Consider the following 18,654-nt stretch of genomic DNA (forward strand, 5'->3'; position numbering starts at 1 on the left):
AGGAGGATAATAGTACTCATACTTTTCGAACGGTTCAAGACTATTTCCCCCTTTACAAGGTATTAATCAATTTAAAAATAAACCAACTAATAACACGTAAATTTATGGAAATTAAATTAACTCATCCTCTTTTAATAACTAAAAGAGCTCTCATATTAATTATGATGCGAACGTTTATATTTTTGTTTTGTACTTCTCTCTTTAGCTTAACACCAAATCACGTACTATCGCAAAAAGCAAGAATTACAATTGAGTCTGATATGAAAGTATCTGTTGATGAAGTATTCGACATGATAACAACTCAGACAAAATATGCTTTTATATATCATGAAAACCTATTTAAAGATTTTCCTAAAGTAGAGTTAAAAAAAGGAATCATTAGTCTTAATAGGCTTTTTAATAAGAGTTTACCAAAAAAACAAGATTTAAACATTATTGTTACCAAAGACAATACCATCCTTATTAGAGAAAGGAATAAAAACAACAACAGATTACAAACTATAATTACCGGAACAGTTACTGATGCTGGCGGACTTCCTATAGCTGGTGTCACCGTTTTAGTAAAAGGAACTATTACGGGTACTGCTACCGATTTTGATGGCGGATACAGTATTAAAGTTTCAAGTACAGAAAATGTACTGGTATTTTCATCTCTGGGTTTTAAAACACAAGAGATTACTGTCGGTAATCAAAGCACTATTAATGTAGTTCTTAATGAACAAGCAGATGTATTAGATGAAGTTAAATTAGTATCAACGGGATATCAAAAAATCTCAAGAGAAAGAGCAACTGGTTCTTTTGAAAAAGTATCCGAAGAGATTTTAGAAGTAAAAACGGCACAAAATATCCTCTCAAAATTAGAAGGAGAAGTAACGGGCGTACTTTTTGATAATGATGGCAACATCACAGTAAGAGGTGAAAGCACCATAAATGCAGTAAACGAGCCTTTAATTGTGGTCGACGGATTCCCGATACAACAGAGCTTGTCAACTATAAATCCTAATGATGTGCAGAGTATAACAGTCTTAAAAGATGCAGCCGCAGCATCCATTTGGGGTATACGAGCCGCTAACGGAGTTATAGTAATTGTAACTAGAAAAGGAGGGAGGAATCAAAAAATTGCTGTCGATTATACAAGTAATTTCTCTATAACGCAAAAAAGAGATTTAAACGATCTGCCTATTACACCTACAAATAGTCTTTTGGAGTTTGAAAAACATAGAGCCGACAATGCATGGCTTTTAGCGACTAGCTCTTTTAATTCATCGCCAGTTGGAGAAGCATATAAAACTTTTTTAGCGTTAGATTCAGGTGCGCTAACACAAGGAGAGGCAGATGCCATTATTAGTGGCTTAAGAGGTATAGATGTTCGAAATGAATTTGCAAACCTATTTATATCTAACGAAACTTGGATGCAACATAATCTTAGTATTACAGGAGGAGGTGAAAATAATAGTTTTCGAGCTTCAATAACTTATAATGAAAATAAAAACTTAGAATCATCTACAGGAAACAATAGAGGTGATGTTATAGCCAATCTAAGTAATAATATTACCCTTTTGCCAAAATTAAGTCTTGATGCAAATATTAACTATGTTAATACTGTCTCTAAATCAAATGGAATAAGATGGGGAGAAGTTATTAGCTTACCACAATACCAGAGGATAGTTGACGCTAATGGAAATTACGTAACGCAACCGAGAACCATTGATCAATCACTTAAAGATGGTTTTGCTTCAGATGGGTATCCGTATAGTTGGGATTACAATCTAAAACAAGAACTTGATAATAAAAACAATCGTACGGTTAATACACAACTAAGACTGCAAACCAGTTTAAAATATGATATTACAGATAACTTAAACGTTCAAGGTCTTTACCAATATGAATATGGATTTAGCAAAACTGAAAACCTTTTTAATGAAGATACATATCGAGTTCGTGATCTGGTAAACAGATTCACAACATTAAATGGTACCAGTGGAGCATTAGAAAGTGCTATTCCTAAAGGTGAGATACTAGACCTAGGAGATTCAAATACGGAATCGCATACAGGGAGGTTTCAATTAAATTATGATCAATCTTTTAATGATGGCTTACATCAAATCAATGCCATTGCAGGGTATGAGATAAGAAAAACGTTATTTAAAAGTTATCAATCTACGCTCTATGGTTTTGACTCAAGGTCACTTGCCCATGCTAATTTAAATTACAAGGACGAATTTAGCACTTCACCAAGCGGGGGTAATTCTAGAATTGATGATGGGGTAAATATCGAAAATGATGAGAATAGATTTATATCCTATTATGTGAATGCAGCATACACCTACGATAATAAATATACCATAACAGGAAGTACCCGTTTGGATGATACCAATCTTTTTGGTGCTGATGAGGAATATAAGAACATTCCTCTGTACTCATTTGGGGTTAAATGGAATATAAGTAATGAAAACTTTTTCAAAAGTAAGGTTGTTAATAATCTTACGCTACGAATTACCAATGGTAGTAACGGTAATGTAGATAATAGCACAAGCCCTTTTGTACTATTGAAGCTTGACAATAACTTTAATAGTGATATTCCTTTTGCGGGAATAAATAGTGTTAAAAACCCGGAATTGAGATTGGAAAGAGTGTTTGTGAATAATATTGGCCTTGATTTTGGCCTGTGGAATAATAGACTTAGTGGAAGTATTGAATATTATGAAAGGAAAAGTCAAGATTTATTGTCACAAGTGTCATTTCCATCAATTCTTGGATTTAATTCAGCATTGATCAATGCTGGAGAAATGGAAAACAAAGGCTTTGAGATTGGTTTAAATGCTTTAGCAGTTAATGGAAAAAGTTTCAAATACAATACCTCTATTAATTTTAGTTATAATAAGAATGAGGTTACTAAAGTTGAAGTTCCAGAAGAAACAGTTGTACGTTTTCTGTTTTTTTCAGACCCCATATTAAACAAACCGTTACGATACTTATATAGTTATAGATATAACGGGTTGGATAGTAATGGAGATCCGCAGTTTCTTAATGAAAATAACGAGGTAGTCAATGTAGAAGGGCAACTCGCCAATGGAGATAATGCCTCTATTAATAATGTGGAAGGGCTTGTTTTTGAAGGTACAACAACGCCAAAATATTACGGTGCCTGGGTTAACAGGTTTTCGTATAAAAACTTCTTTATAAGAGCATTGACTACATTCAAATTCGGTCATGTGTTTAGAAATACCGATAATTTTCTGGATTATAGCGATACGAGATTGCCCTTTCTTACGAACGTACACGCAGATTTTGATAATCGATGGAGAAACCCGGGAGACGAAAACAGTACAAACATACCAAGACTTCCTGATGCTCCAGGAGATTTAGATCGAGAGGGATACCGGTATTATAGGAGTGGCGATCATTTAGTAGATGATGCTTCACATATTCGATTGAGAGAAGTGGTGTTAGGTTATAATTTAAGCTCTAAAGTAGCTAATAAATTAGGACTTAACAGCTTAAGCTTAAGTGTTCAAGGCAATAATTTGGCCTTAATTAATTTCAACAAATGGAACGTAGATCCAGAAAACCAATTGTTTGGATTAAGAAAAACATTCACACTAAGTGTTAACGCAAACTTTTAAAATTTAACTCATTATGAAAAAAATAGTCTATATAATTCTAAGCACAATAATATTATGTGCTTGTGATAGAGAAGAGTACCTTGACATTGAGCCTAAAGGGGTAGTAATTCCTAGTAAAGTAATTGATTACAGATTGTTATTGGATCAAGAAGAATCAGATTTTGATGCTATATCCCCAGGGTTTTTAAGAACCTATTCCAATACTAATTTGATGTCTGATGATGCTACTTCTGTAGGTGTAGAATTGAATTTTGATGGCGGAGTATCTAAAAATATGTTCACGTTTGCTGATAATATTTATGAGGAAACTCAAGAAGATCCAGATTGGCAAGCTACTTATGGGCAAATTTATGCCTGTAATATAGTTCTCGAAGGCGTATTGGATGCCACCGGTGGTACAGAAGCAGAAAAACGTCAATTATATGCTGAAGCCCTTGTACATAGAGCATTTGCGTACTTTGTACTTGTTAATCTTTATGGCGTGCATTATAACCCTGCTACAGCAAGTTCAGACCCTGGTGTACCCTTCAGACTAGATACAGAATTAACCGATGTACAATTTCCTAGACAAAGTATACAAGCAGTCTATGATTTAATATTAAGCGATTTGGATAGCGCTATTAATGACTTACCTGATACTCCGGTGTATAGTTTTCGCCCTTCAAAAGCAGGGGTATATGCTTTCTTGGCGAGAATTTATCTGTACATGGGGCGTTTTGATGAGGCTAAAACGGCAGCTGATAATTCCTTGGCACTGCACAATACCATATTGGATTATAGTGCATTTCCAGACATAATTTTTCCTGGTTCTGGTATTGTAACTCTTCCGAGCTATTTAGATGATGTTCAAATCACTTGGGCCAAGAGTGGTATTCAACCAGCAACAGAATCATTTGCCTTATCTACAGATCTTATAAACCTTATATCCTTTACCGATCAACGTAGGCGCCTTTTAGCACCCTTTTGGTTGTTTGGTCTTTCAGGAGCCGGTAGTTTCTATGCCGCAGAAAGCTTTAGGATTTACAGAAATGTAGGTTTCTCTGTGCCTGAAATATTATTAATACGTGCAGAGTGCTATGCAAGAGAAGGAAATGCAGCCATGGCACTTGCTGATTTAAATACGTTACGTGAGGCTAGGTTTACAGGACCTTATACACCTTTGGCAAGTACAGATGCAAACGAAGTATTGGATTGGGTAAAGACTGAGCGTCGTGTGGAATTAATGGGTAATGGGATGCGTTACTTTGATTTAAAGCGTTATAATGTGTTTGATACGCCTACAGATCTTGTGCACACACTAAATGGAACCACATACACATTACCAGCCAATAGTAAAAACTGGGCACTACCAATAGCTAGAAGATATATTTTGGCAAACCCAGAAATAGGAGAGAATATTAGGGATTAATCCTCAATAAGAAATGTTTAGAGGATATTAGTATATCCTCTAAACATTAAAATATAAACCTAAAATCTTATCCAAATACTATTCATGAAAAATCTTTTTTATTTAATATTTAGTATAACATTATGCCTACTAAGTGCTTGTGTTAACAATAAAGAGAAAGAGGTAAGCGATTCTTGTACCATACATGTAAAAGTAGACGGTAATAGTACAGGTGAGCTTATAATTGCTCCTTACCAATCTATAACCTCAATAGAGGTGTACGATAGCTTAAAAATAGTTTCCCCAATAAATAAAAAAACAAATACACTTAAAATTGATACGGTAAAGGCACTAAGAAGACTAACACTTAATTACAACAAAAAAACATATCGTACAAAAATATTTACTGCTCCTGGAACATATACATTAACGCTCAAGGACGATAGCATTCATGTAGATGGGACTAGTACACATAATGAGTATCTTAAATTAGATATGCTTCTTGAGGGAGACAAAATGGAACGTATTAGATACAAAAGAGAACTTACAAAAGAAGAGAGTCTATTTAAAAAAAACTATAGTAAAAGTTTAATAGAAGGTATAAAAAAATACCCTAAAAGCTCACCCTTAGCCCAGTTGGTCTATAATCAATTTTGGATGACAGATCTAGATACGATTAATACAATTATTAATAGCTTTGATAAAGACTTACAATCAAGTTATTTTTTAAAACAATTAATCGAACGAAAAAATAATTTAGAACGCGTAGCTATTGGCAAAAAATCGCCTGCATTTTCTCTCCCCACATATCATAATAAAATAATCTCTCTAAACGACTTTAAAGGAAAATATGTATTAATAGATTTTTGGGCCTCCTGGTGTCCGCCTTGTATAAAAGGAATTCCTAACCTAAAAAGAATAAGAAAAAGGTTTCCAGAAGAATCGCTTTCAATTATTAGTATAAGTATAGATGCAAAAAAAGACGATTGGATTAAAGCAGTACAAAAACATGAGATGCCATGGCCACAACTCTTAGATGAATCACCTAAAGTTGCCGATATGTTTGCTGTTACTGCCATTCCCCATTTAGTTATTATATCTCCATCAGGAAAAATAGTATACAAAACTACTGGAGAAGATGAACACCTTGAAATGGTTATAGACAATTTCATCAATTCAAAGAACAAATAATAAAATAGAAACACTAAAAAGAATGAAACAAACCCTTTATCTAATAAGTTTTGCATTCGTTTTACTCGGTTGTAAAAAAGAACCAACCCCGGTGGTTGATTATGCCATAATAACGGGACTGGTGAAAAATGTTAAATCTTCTAGCCCAAAACTATCTGTAACCTCAGGCAAGCGTAGTGATGCTCAAGAATTATCAATAGATGAGAATGGCAAAATCATGGATACTATAAAATCAAATTTTGGAAATTTAACATATTCAAATGGTATAGATGAATATACAGTTCTCAATGTAAAAAAAGGAGATAGTATTCATATATCATATGATGCCAATGATTTCTCTAATTCATTAACGTTTTCCGGTAAAAACTATGAAATAAGCCAATATTTATTTGAAAAAAGAAAAAAAAGAGATACTTACCACTTCCAGGAGCCACGTCCATACAGTTATGGAGAAACGGAATTTAAAAAGAAACGTAATAAGCTAAAAAGTGATCTGGAAACCTTAATAGCGGATGCTACAAACATTCCGGAAGCATACAAACAAAAGGAAATCAAAAATTTACATTACGAGTATCTTTTAGATTTAATCCATTATGAAAGCATGCATATTTATGCGACTAAAAAAGAAGGATTCAAAGTGTCGGATGATTTTCTGAATGAAATGGATAACTTTTCATACACCAATGGTAAGGACTTTTTATTTTCTTCAACCTTTTTCCATAAAGGTTATTGGAAACTACTTCAGGAATACTACCAAAAAAAAGCGGCTTTACAAGCGTCTACAGATTCTATTTCATTCGACTTAGCCCTTGTGAAAATTTTATCAACCAATACGAATGATACCATACGGAATGGTTTGTTAATGGATAGAGGCAGAGCCGTTACATATGTAAAAGAGTTACATGAATATTACGATCTTTTTATGAGTACCTCTACTAACGAAAAAGACAAAGAAAAAGTAACAAAACTGTATAACAGGGTAAAAAAATTTAGTAGAGGAGAACCTTCGCCGGAATTTCATAATTATGAAAATTATGCCGGGGGAACGACATCATTAAGTGATTTTAAAGGGAAATATGTCTACATAGATGTATGGGCCACCTGGTGTGGGCCTTGTATGTATGAATTTCCTTTTTTAAAAAAAATTGAAGAAAAATATCATGGTAAAAACATTGAGTTTGTTGGTATATCTATAGATAAAGCAAAAGACCGTGAGAAATGGAAAAAGACTATTGAAGATAAAGAACTAGGTGGTGTTCAACTCTTAGCAGACAAAGCTAATTATGATTCGGATTTTATGAAAAGCTATGTGGTACAGGCGGTTCCTAAATTTATTTTGATAGATCCCGAAGGCAAGATTGTACAAAATAATGCACCGCGACCATCAGAAACCGAAGCCTTGTCAAAGTTACTAGATGAGGTGCTTTGACCAAAATAATAATTTTAAAAATTAACTTAATATCATGATTCTTATGACGAATAAAATTGCAAACATGTGTGTTGTTTTACTCTTTATTTTTTTATCCTGTAAAGAGGCACCTAAAAAAGATTATGTAACCATATCTGGTACTATTACAAGCAAAAATTCCGATACTTTGTATATACTTGGTAGAGGCTTTACAAAAAGGATGCTTGTGGATGACAACGGTTTTTTTTCAGATACGCTTAAAGTTACAAACGGAGAACATACATTGTACGACGGAAAAGAACTATCGGCCATGCATTTAAACAACGGGTACAACTTAAAGATTACCCTTGATACCGAAGCTTTTGATGAAACCATAACCTATGAAGGAGTAGGGGCAGAAACGAATAACTACTTAGTTGAAAGAACACTGTTACATGAAAAGTTGCTTTCAGATACTTCTATAATTAAGTTAGAAAAAGAAGCCTTTAATATAAAAACTACTGAAATTTTTAAGCAATTTCATGATTTATTGAAAAGTAAAAAAGGTCTCGATACTAATTTTGTGACATCGCAAAAAAAGCAATTGGCAGAATTGGAAAAGAAAATGCAAAAACAACGTGAAAAACAACAATACTTTGTTACCGCTTTTGCTAAAGGGAAAGTCTCGCCAAAATTTACAGATTACGAGAATTACTTAGGAGGTACCACTTCACTGGATGATTTTAATGGTAAATATGTCTACATAGATATCTGGGCCACCTGGTGTGGGCCTTGTAAAAAAGAAATTCCTTATTTAAAGAAAGTAGAGGAGCAATATCGAAACAAGAATATCGAATTTGTTAGTATTTCCACAGATCGAGCTAAAGATTATGACACATGGAAGAATATGGTCAAAGAAGAAGAACTTTCTGGTGTTCAATTATACGCAAAGGAAGACACCACATTTACAAATGCTTATAAAGTTAATGGGATACCCCGATTCATTCTAATTGATCCTCAGGGTAACATTGTGGATGCCAATGCACCGAGGCCTTCAGATAAAACATTAGTTGAATTATTAAACGAACTGAGTCTTTAATTCCCTAGCTAATAGATTTATGATTTAAAAATCTATTAGTTAGAATGAGTTTTTTTAAACCAAAAAGACTAAAGTAAGAATATAGAATCTTTTCTTTAGTGTAAATTATTTGAGTTAGTCACAAAAAGCTAAAGATGAAAAAATGGAACCGCATTAGAGGTTCCATTTTTGTTATTAAATATATTAGTAATAGCCTAAATCTAGAATAGACTATTCTAAACATTTTTATATACTAGTGCTTATTTTGGAATTCTTTATTTACAATTTGTATATCTTTTGCTCTACTTTCTGGGGTTACTTTAAGTTTTGTAATTTGTCCATCTTTTAAAACGCCTTCTACAATTGTATTTTTAGGTGCGTGAAGCTTAAAATCAACATTCCAATGTTTCGGCCAAGCAGGAAACAAAAGAATTCGATCATCAAAACATTGCATTAACATTTCCTGCAAGCCAATCATACCAGATCCTCCCCAATTGTGGTCAGGTACCCAATCATGGCCTGGTCCCCAAAACGTAGGGTATTTTCGTTTAGAATTGGCAAGTTTTTTAGTATTATAATCTACAGCCTCTTCCATCATACCCATTCTTGCAAAGAAAATACCATCTTGGTGCCAACTAATCACTATATTCTTTGGAAACTTACCATGCTTCCATGTGTTCTTAAAAGTGGTCATATCATCTTTTTCAACATCAAAACGATTAAAGGGGAACAAAGGATAAAACTGAGGGCACTCAATATTTTTATATGAAAGCCAGCTTTCTGCAGGTTTTAAAATAGTATCTCCTTCAACTTTGTCATAATAATAGTTTGGTAAGCTCTCGAGGAAGCTTTTAAAGTATTCTTTTTCCGAAGGTGTTACATAATCAGCTTCTAGTTTAAGTAACGATGTTAGGCAAGCTTGCAGACCAGAAACAATATCCACAGGGTTTTTGGCTCCTCTATAAGATTCACATGAGGTAGAAGGGAAAATAACTAACTGTCCGTTGGCATCGAGCTCTTTGCCACTTCGCAATTTTTCTCTTGCCCTATAATGTTTATCAAAAAAGATAACAGACTGTTTTATAAAGGGTAAATATTTAGTAATATCCTTTCCTGTATAACGGTGGTATTCCATTATCATATAGGCATTTTCCAGTTGGGACTCCCAATGATATGATATAACTGGATTTGCCATAACACCTTTTTCAACTATTTGATTATAGTCCTTATTACCATCTACTTTTGGGTCTCCAAAAGGTACTTCTGTTCCTCGTTTTCTATCTCCTTCTTCCCAGCCATAACCTGCTCCAAGTGCTAAACCGGGAACATTTGTGTACTCACTATAAACAGCACCATCATGACCAAAATGTTCCTTAACTCGAGCTTTTGCTCCAGGCAATGCTTTTCGAAACAATTCGAAATGAGGCAGGATAGCATCAAAATCACCCGTTTTTAGCATAGGCCAATGTAGGAGTCGTTGATTTTGAGCTGTGAATACGCCGCCACCCCAAGCCCTATAATCTGGACCGTAATTTACGTTGCTATTTCTTGAATTAAGATTTGATTTTACAAGTCCAGCATCAAAGGTAAAGTTACCTCCATTGAACCTTGTGGGATATTCTCCAGATACATTACACCCCATTTGATAACGAAATAGTTGATAATTGCGCGCAGTAACCCATCCTGAGTCTTTTTTATTATCAATATCAGGATTAATTAAAATATGGCTTCTGTTCCAGAAATTGTGCCACCAGGCTTTGTTGGACTTAAAAGTATTCTTTAAATCTTTAGTTTCTTCTTGGTCAATGGTTTGCTCAAGACCTTTTTTCCAATCTTTAATTGTTTTGGTTTGGGCTATATGCGTAACTAGTTTTAACCGATGTGCTTTTTTGGGCTTAGAAATTAAATGCCAAGCATTGAAGTCTACATTTTGGTATGTGCCTTTAGTTGTATATATTGAGGTGAAGCCACTGTTGTAAATTTTACCGCCAAATGTACGGCCTTTAAGATCGTCAACAATCGAGTCTTTATGTTTTTGAAGACCTTGCTGTTCGATTAAAAGTTGAGGTAGTATTTTATCATCAGGGTTGCGGTGGTAAAAAACAATACCCTTGTCTTCTTTCTCTACAACATCTTTTTTTAAGAGAACTTCACCAGGGTAGGCGTGTAAGTTGAAAGTAGAATGCCTTCTCATGGTGTTAGGAATCACTTGGTCTTTCATGCGCCAGTTTTCATAAGATGTGTTTATTTTTATTTTTTTGTTAGCATCTACATCAATATGAACTACTGGGCTGTTAACATCTACCCAAACTTTAATTTTGGCTTTAATTGGGTTGCTTCCCGATGTAACCTCTCCCTTAATTTCAATATACCCATCTTTAAGTTTTAATTGTTGTTGGAAGAGATCGGCTTCCTCAGAAAATGGGTTAGGGCTAAACTTTAAACGCATACGCCCAAGTTTAAGGTATTCATTGGTTTCGGCGATACTTCCGCTTCTTTGCACATATAATAGTAATTCACCATTTTCAACCCAAACATTGCAGCCTATATCGCCTCCACCTACTGGCATAGACTCACTACTGTTTTTACTCTGTTCTGTCCAAACGATATTGTATTCGTCTAAATCTGGTTGTTGTGGGGCGGCACTTTGTATGCTCATGAGCAAGTATAAAAGTACGATTATATGTAACCTTATTATTTTCATGAATAAGTTTTTTACGGTATTATTAAAAGAAAGTTGAGACTGCCAATTGGCAGCCTCAACTTTGTAAAAACTAACTAAACTCTCTATACGTTATTAGGTACAGATAGCTTTTAATCATATCCTATATTCTGTTCTAAAACTGCTTCAGAATTTCGCTCAATGTCTGAGTTTGGTATTGGCCATATATTTTGGTGATCATTAATACCATTAGATGCATATGTACCATTATGCATAGGATCGTACATTCTCACTCTCTCTACAATATTACCCATTCGCATTAAAGTTAAAAGACGTAATTCTTCTCCAAAAAGTTCTCTTGCGCGTTCATCAAGAATGTAATCTATATCTACATCTGCAGCATCTACTAGAGGAGCATTTGCTCGTGTTCTTACGGCATTTATATCATTAGCAGCACTACCAGCATCTCCATTAAGTAAATGGGCTTCAGCTCTTAATAAATATGTTTCAGGTAATCTCATTAAATAACGGTCTCGGTATGAATGATTTGCATCATTGTTGGTTAAACCTGTTACAGGGTCTACTATGAGCTCATCTGGATAATTACCTATTGGTGCTGCTTTTGCAACTATCGCACTCCATTTTCTATTAAAAAGATTAAGGTTTTCTTCATCTTTATCGTTCGCAAATGCGCCGCTAGCTACAATGGGTTGCCCAAAAAAGGCAGATGCAGGGTTGTTAGCAACTATATCGCGAATAATGTTAAAATCAGAGTTTCTCATATCGTTTGCATTAGTACCTGCCCAAACATCTTCTAACCAATACTTTGAAGGAGCCCACCAACCTATTCCGCGGCCTCCGAAATTTTCATTAGGTCCAGTAAAAAGAGTTTCACCATTAACATCTTTTAATTGCCAGTACAAAGGCATTAAAAATCTAATATTATCTCCGTTACCTCCTCCTGGAGTAAGGTACTCATATTGACTTACCCAAATACTTTCGGTATTGCCAGATTTTCTATTTTGGTTACCTCTTCTAAAAAGATCCCAATACACATCTCCAGGTTCTGTACTTCTAGACCCAAAACGATTCTGCATTAATGCAAATCCTGAGTTATCGATAACTTCTGTAGCCGCAGCTATGGCTTTATCGTAATCTTTTACTATAATGTATACTTCTGCTAAAAGATGGTTTCCTGCTCCCTTGGTTACTCGTCCATCTACTACTTCATCTGTTCCTGGCAAATCGGGAATGGCCTCAGTTAAATCCTGAATAACCAAATTCCAAACTTCTTGTTTAGAGGCTCTAACAAAATCTCTTTTAGCTTCTGTTGTTTCTTCTAAAGTTATAGGTACGCCTCCATAAATAATATTTAAGCCTCTATAAGCCCAAGCTCTAAAAAACTTGGCTTCAGCAATGTGTGCTTTACGTTCCTGTTCAGAAGTATAGTCTACTTGATCTATTCTTCCTAAAATAATGTTGGCATTAGCAATTATTTTATAAAATCTATCCCATGCCCATTCTACCTCTCCAGCATCTGGAGTCACTTTATCTTCCCATGAATTTAATGCATGAGTAGGATTGATGGCATCATATCCATAATCTGTAGTATAATGAAAAATAGCACTATTATCGGCTTGTTCGAACAACATAGCTCTTACATTCTCGTGCAACTTAGTAATTGCTGATTCTATAATTACTGGCTCTACGAACAAATTTTCTGGAGTATAAAAATCAAATGCTTCTTCCTTTAAAAATTCTTGTTCATTGCAGGAGCCTAATGTAACTAAGACTAAACTAATCCATATTAATTTTCTTAAATTTTTCATAATCCTGTTTTTTTAAAATTCAACATTTAACCCTAATGAATAACTTTTCATTGTAGGCACACCGCCTGCTCCGAAACCGGCACCAGTTTCCGGGTCCCATCCGTTCCACTTGGTCCAGGTATAAAGGTTTTTGCCACTAACGAATATCTTAGCATTGCTAATTCCAAGTGTATTCATCGCTTTATTCGGAATATTATAGGATAGCGTTACATCTTGTAATCTAACAAAGCTTCTTGATGAATATCGTGTTCCTCCACGTTGCGAACCGGTATCTAATCTTCTGTATTTCGCATTCGGGTTTTCCGGTGTCCAAAAATCAAAGCCACCGCTAGGTATATTAGTAAACGACAACTGCTCTCTTCTAGAGTGAATAGCATCATCTCCTAAATAATAGTCATCGCCTCCTTGTATAGAGTTAACAAATGCATAAAAAGTAAAATCTTTGTAAGTGATCGTATTAGCTATACCAAATCTATACGATGGATCTTGGTATCCAACAATTTTTCTATCATCTATTGAAGAAATATTACCGTCATTGTTTAAATCTCTAAGTTTGTACGTTCCTGGAAAAAAACCAGCAGGTAAGGTTCCGTCTGCCTCATCTGCTATTTGCCACATTCCTATGATGTCATAATTGTAGAGAACATTTTGAGGCTCGCCTATAAAGAGTTCGTTTCTTGCTAAGTCATCTTCTTTTCCATCATTATCGCTATCATTAGAAATTCCTAAAATAGACACGATCTCATTTCTAACTCTGTTAAAATTAAAGGATGTATTCCATTGAAAATCCTTATTTTTTACAATAGTTCCATTTAAAGTAAGCTCAATTCCATTGTTTGCAACCTCAGCAATATTAGCATTAATACCACTAAAACCAGTAATCCTAGGAATTGCAATACCAAAAAGAATATTCTCTGTTTTATTGTTGTAGTACTCAACACTACCACTTAATCGAGAATTTAACATTTCAAAATCTAGTCCGAAATTAACACCAGTTGTGGTTTCCCAAGTCAATGAATTACTTGCTAATCTGGAAATAAATCGCCCTATTGACGGGTCGTTTCCGTCACCAAAAACAACAGATGGATCAGAATCTACTTTGGCACGAGTTTGTAAACGTTCAACTCCTCGTCTACCGGATTGTCCATAAGACCCTCGAAGCTTTAAAAAATTTAGCCATGAAGAATCATTAGCAAAACCTTCTTCGGTAAGCACCCAAGCAACCGCTCCAGTTGGAAATACAGCAGTTTTGTCATTTATACCAAATCCTGAGAAGCCATCGCGACGTACCGTACCTGTTAAGAAATATTTGTTTTTGTAGTTATACATTAACCTTGCCATTTGGTATAAACTACTTTCCTCTTCTTTTGCCGTTTCTATTTTTCTCAGTGTTGCATCTCCGTCTTGCAATCTATTATATCCTAAAACTTTTATATCAAAATTACTACCTTCAGCTCTGGTACTATTTATATGTCTATTTTCTATACCATATAATAGCGTAACATTCAAATTATGAACATTGTTAAAACTTTTTCTATATGAAACAATATTATCCAAAGTTTGATCCCAACCAATATTATGTTGTTTGAAACCTGTTCCAACTTGTCCAACTCCTCCATATGGATCAAAATTAAATTGATTGGTTGTTCTATAAGCATTTGAATAATTCAGCCTATAGTTAAGTCCATCTATAGGTAAATCAATATCTGCATACAATGTGCTTGATAGATTTAATCGTATGTCTGAATTGTCTTGTTGAAGTACAAGAAAAGGGTTAATTCCATCTACCGGATTTATAATAAATTCTCCCTCATCATCTTTTATAGGTGCCCACGGTTGTATACGAAATATATCTCTTGAAGTGGGACTAACTCCTGAATAATCACTAACAACAGCAAAGGTTTGTGTACCTATTTTTAACCAGTCTGTTACTTTAGATTCTAGATTTACCCTAAAGTTGTATCTAGTATAATCATCCCCAACAAGGAATCCTTTTTGATCTGTAATACCCGCAGATACGAAATAATTGAAATTATCAGTTTTTTGCCTAATACTAATATTATGCATATTTATGCTACCAGTTCTAGTTAATTGATCCCACCAATCTACATCTAAACCAGCATTATATCCATCAACTAAAAAGGTACTCTTTAAATTCGCCGAAAAATCATAATTAGGATTTCTTTGAAGATAATCGGGGGCTATTCTCGCTCCTTCTTGCCAGAAAATCTCCGGATAAAACTCTGCATATTCTGCTGATCGCATTGGACGCATTTTATTTGATGGACTTTGCACAGAATAACTAGATGTATAGTTTATTATAGGTTTTTGATCTGAACTTCCTCCACTCTTAGTTGTTATCACTAAAACACCATTTGCTGCCTGTGATCCGTAGATTGCTGCAGAACTAGCATCTTTAAGCACATCTATTGCTTTAATATCAGAAGGGTTGATATCAACTAAGTTTCCTCTATAAATTATTCCATCTAATATAATAAGTGGTTGATTGGTACTTGATTCATCTGTTTCCCTTCTATTGTCTTTATTATTATGCAACGTATTTCTTCCTCTAACAGATATGGTAGGGTTTTGACCGGCATCAGTCACTGCATTTATATTAACTCCGGCAATAGCTCCTTGCAGTGCTTGAAGTATTGAAACATTTGTTGTTTGTACGGCATTGTCAAGATTAGCACTAGCTATTGAACCAGTTAAATCTTTTTTCTTCACTGTAGCTCCATAACCAACTACAACGACTTCTTCTAAAGTTGTAATGTTTTCTTTTAATGCTATTTCTAAGTTGGTTTTGCCATCAAGCGGTATTTCTTGCGAAATAAAACCTACATAAGATGCAACTATAGTTACTCTATCGCTTGAAACATATAGGGTAAAGGTTCCGTCGAAGTCGGTTTGTGCTCCATTGGTAGTTCCTTTTTCTAAAACATTGGCACCGGGTAAAGGGCTACCATATTCATCTGTTACTTTTCCTTTAAGAGTAATATTTTGAGGGCTATTTGCATCAAGCTTTAATCCAGCCTCTTCAGGCGCATTCTTTTTTGTTATAACAACTTGTCTATCGTCAATTAAATAGCCTAAGTTCGTATTAGAGAATGCACTATTTAATACTTCAGAAAGCTTAGCGTTTTTAAGTTGTAACGAAATTTTTACATCTGGATTTAGAATCCCGTCTTTGTAAAAGATAATGTATTTGCTTTTGCTTTGAATTTCATTAAAAAGTTCCTCTAATGTTACATTGCTAACTTCAATGTCAATTTTTGTCTGGGCATGGTATGTATTAGCATAAACAGAACTAAATCCTATACTGATACATAAAAGAAATATTCTCATAATGATTTTTGCGCATAGGGACAGGAGATAATTACCCCGCATGGCAGTGCATTTAATAAAATTATTCATAATTTTGATTTTTAGGTTGTTTCTATTGCCGCATATTGCGGTGATGTTACTTCTTTGGCCGGGAGATGCTGCAACATCGTCCGGCTTTTTTTATTGATTTTGTGTTTTTATGTCATGTAGTTGTATTTTAATTGGTTATATTAATTTGATTATGGTTTATCTTTTTATATTTTAAATCTGTAGTTTTCGAAATTATTTCGATAACTTTTTCTACGTCTTCCTTTAAATCGAGATACCCAGTAAATGTTTGTTTAGCCAAGTCTTTGTCTTGTATCGTAATAGGGACATTGTAATATCTGGAGAGACGTTTCATGATATATTGAAGGTCATGTTTTTTCAAAACTAAAATTCCATCTCTCCAAGCGAAATAGTGATTTACATCTACTATTTTAGAACTAACTTTTTTGGTCTTAATACTAACATTGGCCTTCGTGCCTGGCGAAATAGTCATGCTTTTGTTCGATAGGTTTTCATCGTAAGTTATATGAACGCTTCCACTCTCTAGTACAACAAAATTATTATCTTCATCAGGGTAACTACTTACATTAAATACTGTACCCAATACTTTAATTTTTTGGTTTTGAGATAGTACCATAAAAGGACTGTTTGCATTATGGGTAACATCAAAAATGGCCTCTCCTTCTAAGTAAACTTCTCGTTTATCTGTTTCGAATAGAGCTGGGTATATTAATTTAGAACCAGAATTTAGCCATACCAAACTACCATCTGAAAGCTTTATTTTCGATCTCTTGCCATATGGGACCAATACAGTATTAAAAGCAGCTTTTTTGTTTTTGGAAGTCTTTTGGGCAATTGTTTTTGAATTGCCAATGTTTACTTTTTCGCCAGTTTTAGAGTAGCTTATCGAAGTAGAGTCACCCTCTATATTTACATCTTCGTTATTAGCTAGTATAAGTGTTACCTTATTGGATTCGTTAACATTAATGCCCTTTGAAGATTTTACAAAGTCTGTAATAGATGGTTTTTCATTATTGTACATAATGTATAGGCCAGTTCCCATTAAAACAGTAATTGAAGCAGCTATTTTTAGAGTATATTGAAGTCGGCGTTTTTTCCTGTTTAAGGCATGTATAGAATGAAAGATTCGCTCCTTCAACTGCTTTTTTTCCTGTTCGGAAAAAGGCTGAGGATTTATATTTTTTAAAGAATCTTTTTTCATAGTGTCCATAATAAGATTAATAGCCGCTTTTTTGACTTATCAAGGAGCTGTTATTAGTATAAGCACCTTATACTTTGTTTATAGACAAATTTTTTTAATTTTTTTTAAGAAAAATTTAATAAGGCATTAACACAAGCTTAAAAAAGCCATTTAATGAATGACATTCCGGAAGCTGTAAAGATTAGAAATAAGATGGGGGACTTTCTTAGAAGTTTTAAAGCTCTATAAATATTAGTTCTAACAGAAGGTACGGAAATGCCCATTATTTGGGCAATTTCTTCATAAGGCATATCTTCAACTATTCTAAGTATAACACTTTTTCTTTGCTTTTCGGTTAGCTCTTTTAAAGCACCTTCGAGCATCATGCTTTGTTTTAGTATGGACTCTGAGTTAATAATTTTAGATTCTTCAGATTCTATACTATTGGTAGAAGATTGTAGAATGGAAAGTGAATCGTCGCTTTGAATAGGAACCACCTTTTTATTATATTTTTTAATTATTTTTCTTTTTAAGGATTTTAACAGATAGTATTTTACATTATCCGTATCGGCTAATTTTGCTTTGTATTTGTACAAATCCAGAAATAAGTCATGAATACAATCTTCTATATAGTCTTTTTCTTTGGTTTGCTTCAAACCATAAAGAAATAAATCGTCAACATACCGATCGTATAACTCTCCTAGCGCACCAGTGTCTCCTTGCTTTATTTTTGCCCAAATAATACTATCAGACAGATTATGTTCTAGATATGCTTTTTTATCTGCTTTCATTAGTTTAGACGTACTTGTTTTTTTGAATACCTTTAAACTACATTGTAACAATTCTGCGTTAATAGCGTGTTAAAGTTCTTACCCCTTCATGTTGGCAAATATCATAATTTTTTTTAAAAATTAATCC

General features: G+C 34.1%; 10 protein-coding genes. 5 read left to right on the forward strand and 5 right to left on the reverse strand.

The genetic code is table 11. From position 1 onward, the window contains the following. Nucleotides 1-104 precede the first annotated feature (104 nt). From C1H87_RS18960 to C1H87_RS18980, 5 genes are all read left to right on the forward strand, one after another. Entirely contained in the window at nt 105-3,626 is a 3,522-nt protein-coding gene (locus tag C1H87_RS18960) for a SusC/RagA family TonB-linked outer membrane protein (RefSeq protein ID WP_102757326.1), read from the forward strand. A 13-nt stretch (nt 3,627-3,639) separates the two neighbouring features. Further along, nucleotides 3,640-5,034, forward strand: a complete 1,395-nt coding sequence (locus tag C1H87_RS18965) for a RagB/SusD family nutrient uptake outer membrane protein (RefSeq protein ID WP_102757327.1) — start codon at nt 3,640-3,642, stop codon at nt 5,032-5,034. Nucleotides 5,035-5,118: 84 nt separating this feature from the next. After that, nucleotides 5,119-6,204: a TlpA family protein disulfide reductase gene (locus C1H87_RS18970; protein WP_102757328.1), complete on the forward strand. Its 1,086-nt coding sequence runs from the start codon at nt 5,119-5,121 to the stop codon at nt 6,202-6,204. Nucleotides 6,205-6,226: 22 nt separating this feature from the next. Beyond that, entirely contained in the window at nt 6,227-7,633 is a 1,407-nt protein-coding gene (locus C1H87_RS18975) for a TlpA family protein disulfide reductase (RefSeq protein ID WP_102757329.1), read from the forward strand. Between the two features lie 43 nt (nt 7,634-7,676). Continuing rightward, nucleotides 7,677-8,690 (forward strand): TlpA family protein disulfide reductase, encoded by a 1,014-nt coding sequence (locus C1H87_RS18980; RefSeq protein ID WP_233783201.1) that lies wholly within the window; start codon nt 7,677-7,679, stop codon nt 8,688-8,690. Between the two features lie 232 nt (nt 8,691-8,922). On the opposite strand, the gene C1H87_RS18985 is transcribed toward C1H87_RS18980, so the two are convergent. The 5 genes from C1H87_RS18985 to C1H87_RS19005 all read right to left on the reverse strand — a co-directional run bounded on the left by C1H87_RS18985 (nt 8,923) and on the right by C1H87_RS19005 (nt 18,527). Beyond that, nucleotides 8,923-11,373 (reverse strand): DUF5703 domain-containing protein, encoded by a 2,451-nt coding sequence (locus C1H87_RS18985; protein WP_158655281.1) that lies wholly within the window; start codon nt 11,371-11,373, stop codon nt 8,923-8,925. A 110-nt stretch (nt 11,374-11,483) separates the two neighbouring features. Continuing rightward, nucleotides 11,484-13,160: a RagB/SusD family nutrient uptake outer membrane protein gene (locus C1H87_RS18990; RefSeq protein WP_102757331.1), complete on the reverse strand. Its 1,677-nt coding sequence runs from the start codon at nt 13,158-13,160 to the stop codon at nt 11,484-11,486. Nucleotides 13,161-13,172: 12 nt separating this feature from the next. After that, entirely contained in the window at nt 13,173-16,508 is a 3,336-nt protein-coding gene (locus tag C1H87_RS18995; protein ID WP_158655282.1) for a SusC/RagA family TonB-linked outer membrane protein, read from the reverse strand. A 196-nt stretch (nt 16,509-16,704) separates the two neighbouring features. Further along, nucleotides 16,705-17,757, reverse strand: coding sequence for a FecR family protein (locus C1H87_RS19000; RefSeq protein ID WP_158655283.1), 1,053 nt, complete (start codon nt 17,755-17,757; stop codon nt 16,705-16,707). Between the two features lie 137 nt (nt 17,758-17,894). Continuing rightward, entirely contained in the window at nt 17,895-18,527 is a 633-nt protein-coding gene (locus C1H87_RS19005) for an RNA polymerase sigma factor (RefSeq protein ID WP_102757334.1), read from the reverse strand. Between the last annotated feature and the right edge of the window lie 127 nt (nt 18,528-18,654).

The sequence above is a fragment of the Flavivirga eckloniae genome (assembly GCF_002886045.1).
Taxonomy (GTDB): domain Bacteria; phylum Bacteroidota; class Bacteroidia; order Flavobacteriales; family Flavobacteriaceae; genus Flavivirga; species Flavivirga eckloniae.

Coding starts and splice junctions, on each gene's coding strand:
- C1H87_RS18960 (WP_102757326.1), top strand. CDS start 105: ATGGAAATTAAATTAACTCATCCTCTTTTAATAACTAAAAGAGCTCTC.
- C1H87_RS18965 (WP_102757327.1), top strand. CDS start 3,640: ATGAAAAAAATAGTCTATATAATTCTAAGCACAATAATATTATGTGCT.
- C1H87_RS18970 (WP_102757328.1), top strand. CDS start 5,119: ATGAAAAATCTTTTTTATTTAATATTTAGTATAACATTATGCCTACTA.
- C1H87_RS18975 (WP_102757329.1), top strand. CDS start 6,227: ATGAAACAAACCCTTTATCTAATAAGTTTTGCATTCGTTTTACTCGGT.
- C1H87_RS18980 (WP_233783201.1), top strand. CDS start 7,677: ATGACGAATAAAATTGCAAACATGTGTGTTGTTTTACTCTTTATTTTT.
- C1H87_RS18985 (WP_158655281.1), bottom strand. CDS start 11,373: ATGAAAATAATAAGGTTACATATAATCGTACTTTTATACTTGCTCATG.
- C1H87_RS18990 (WP_102757331.1), bottom strand. CDS start 13,160: ATGAAAAATTTAAGAAAATTAATATGGATTAGTTTAGTCTTAGTTACA.
- C1H87_RS18995 (WP_158655282.1), bottom strand. CDS start 16,508: ATGAGAATATTTCTTTTATGTATCAGTATAGGATTTAGTTCTGTTTAT.
- C1H87_RS19000 (WP_158655283.1), bottom strand. CDS start 17,757: ATGAAAAAAGATTCTTTAAAAAATATAAATCCTCAGCCTTTTTCCGAA.
- C1H87_RS19005 (WP_102757334.1), bottom strand. CDS start 18,527: ATGAAAGCAGATAAAAAAGCATATCTAGAACATAATCTGTCTGATAGT.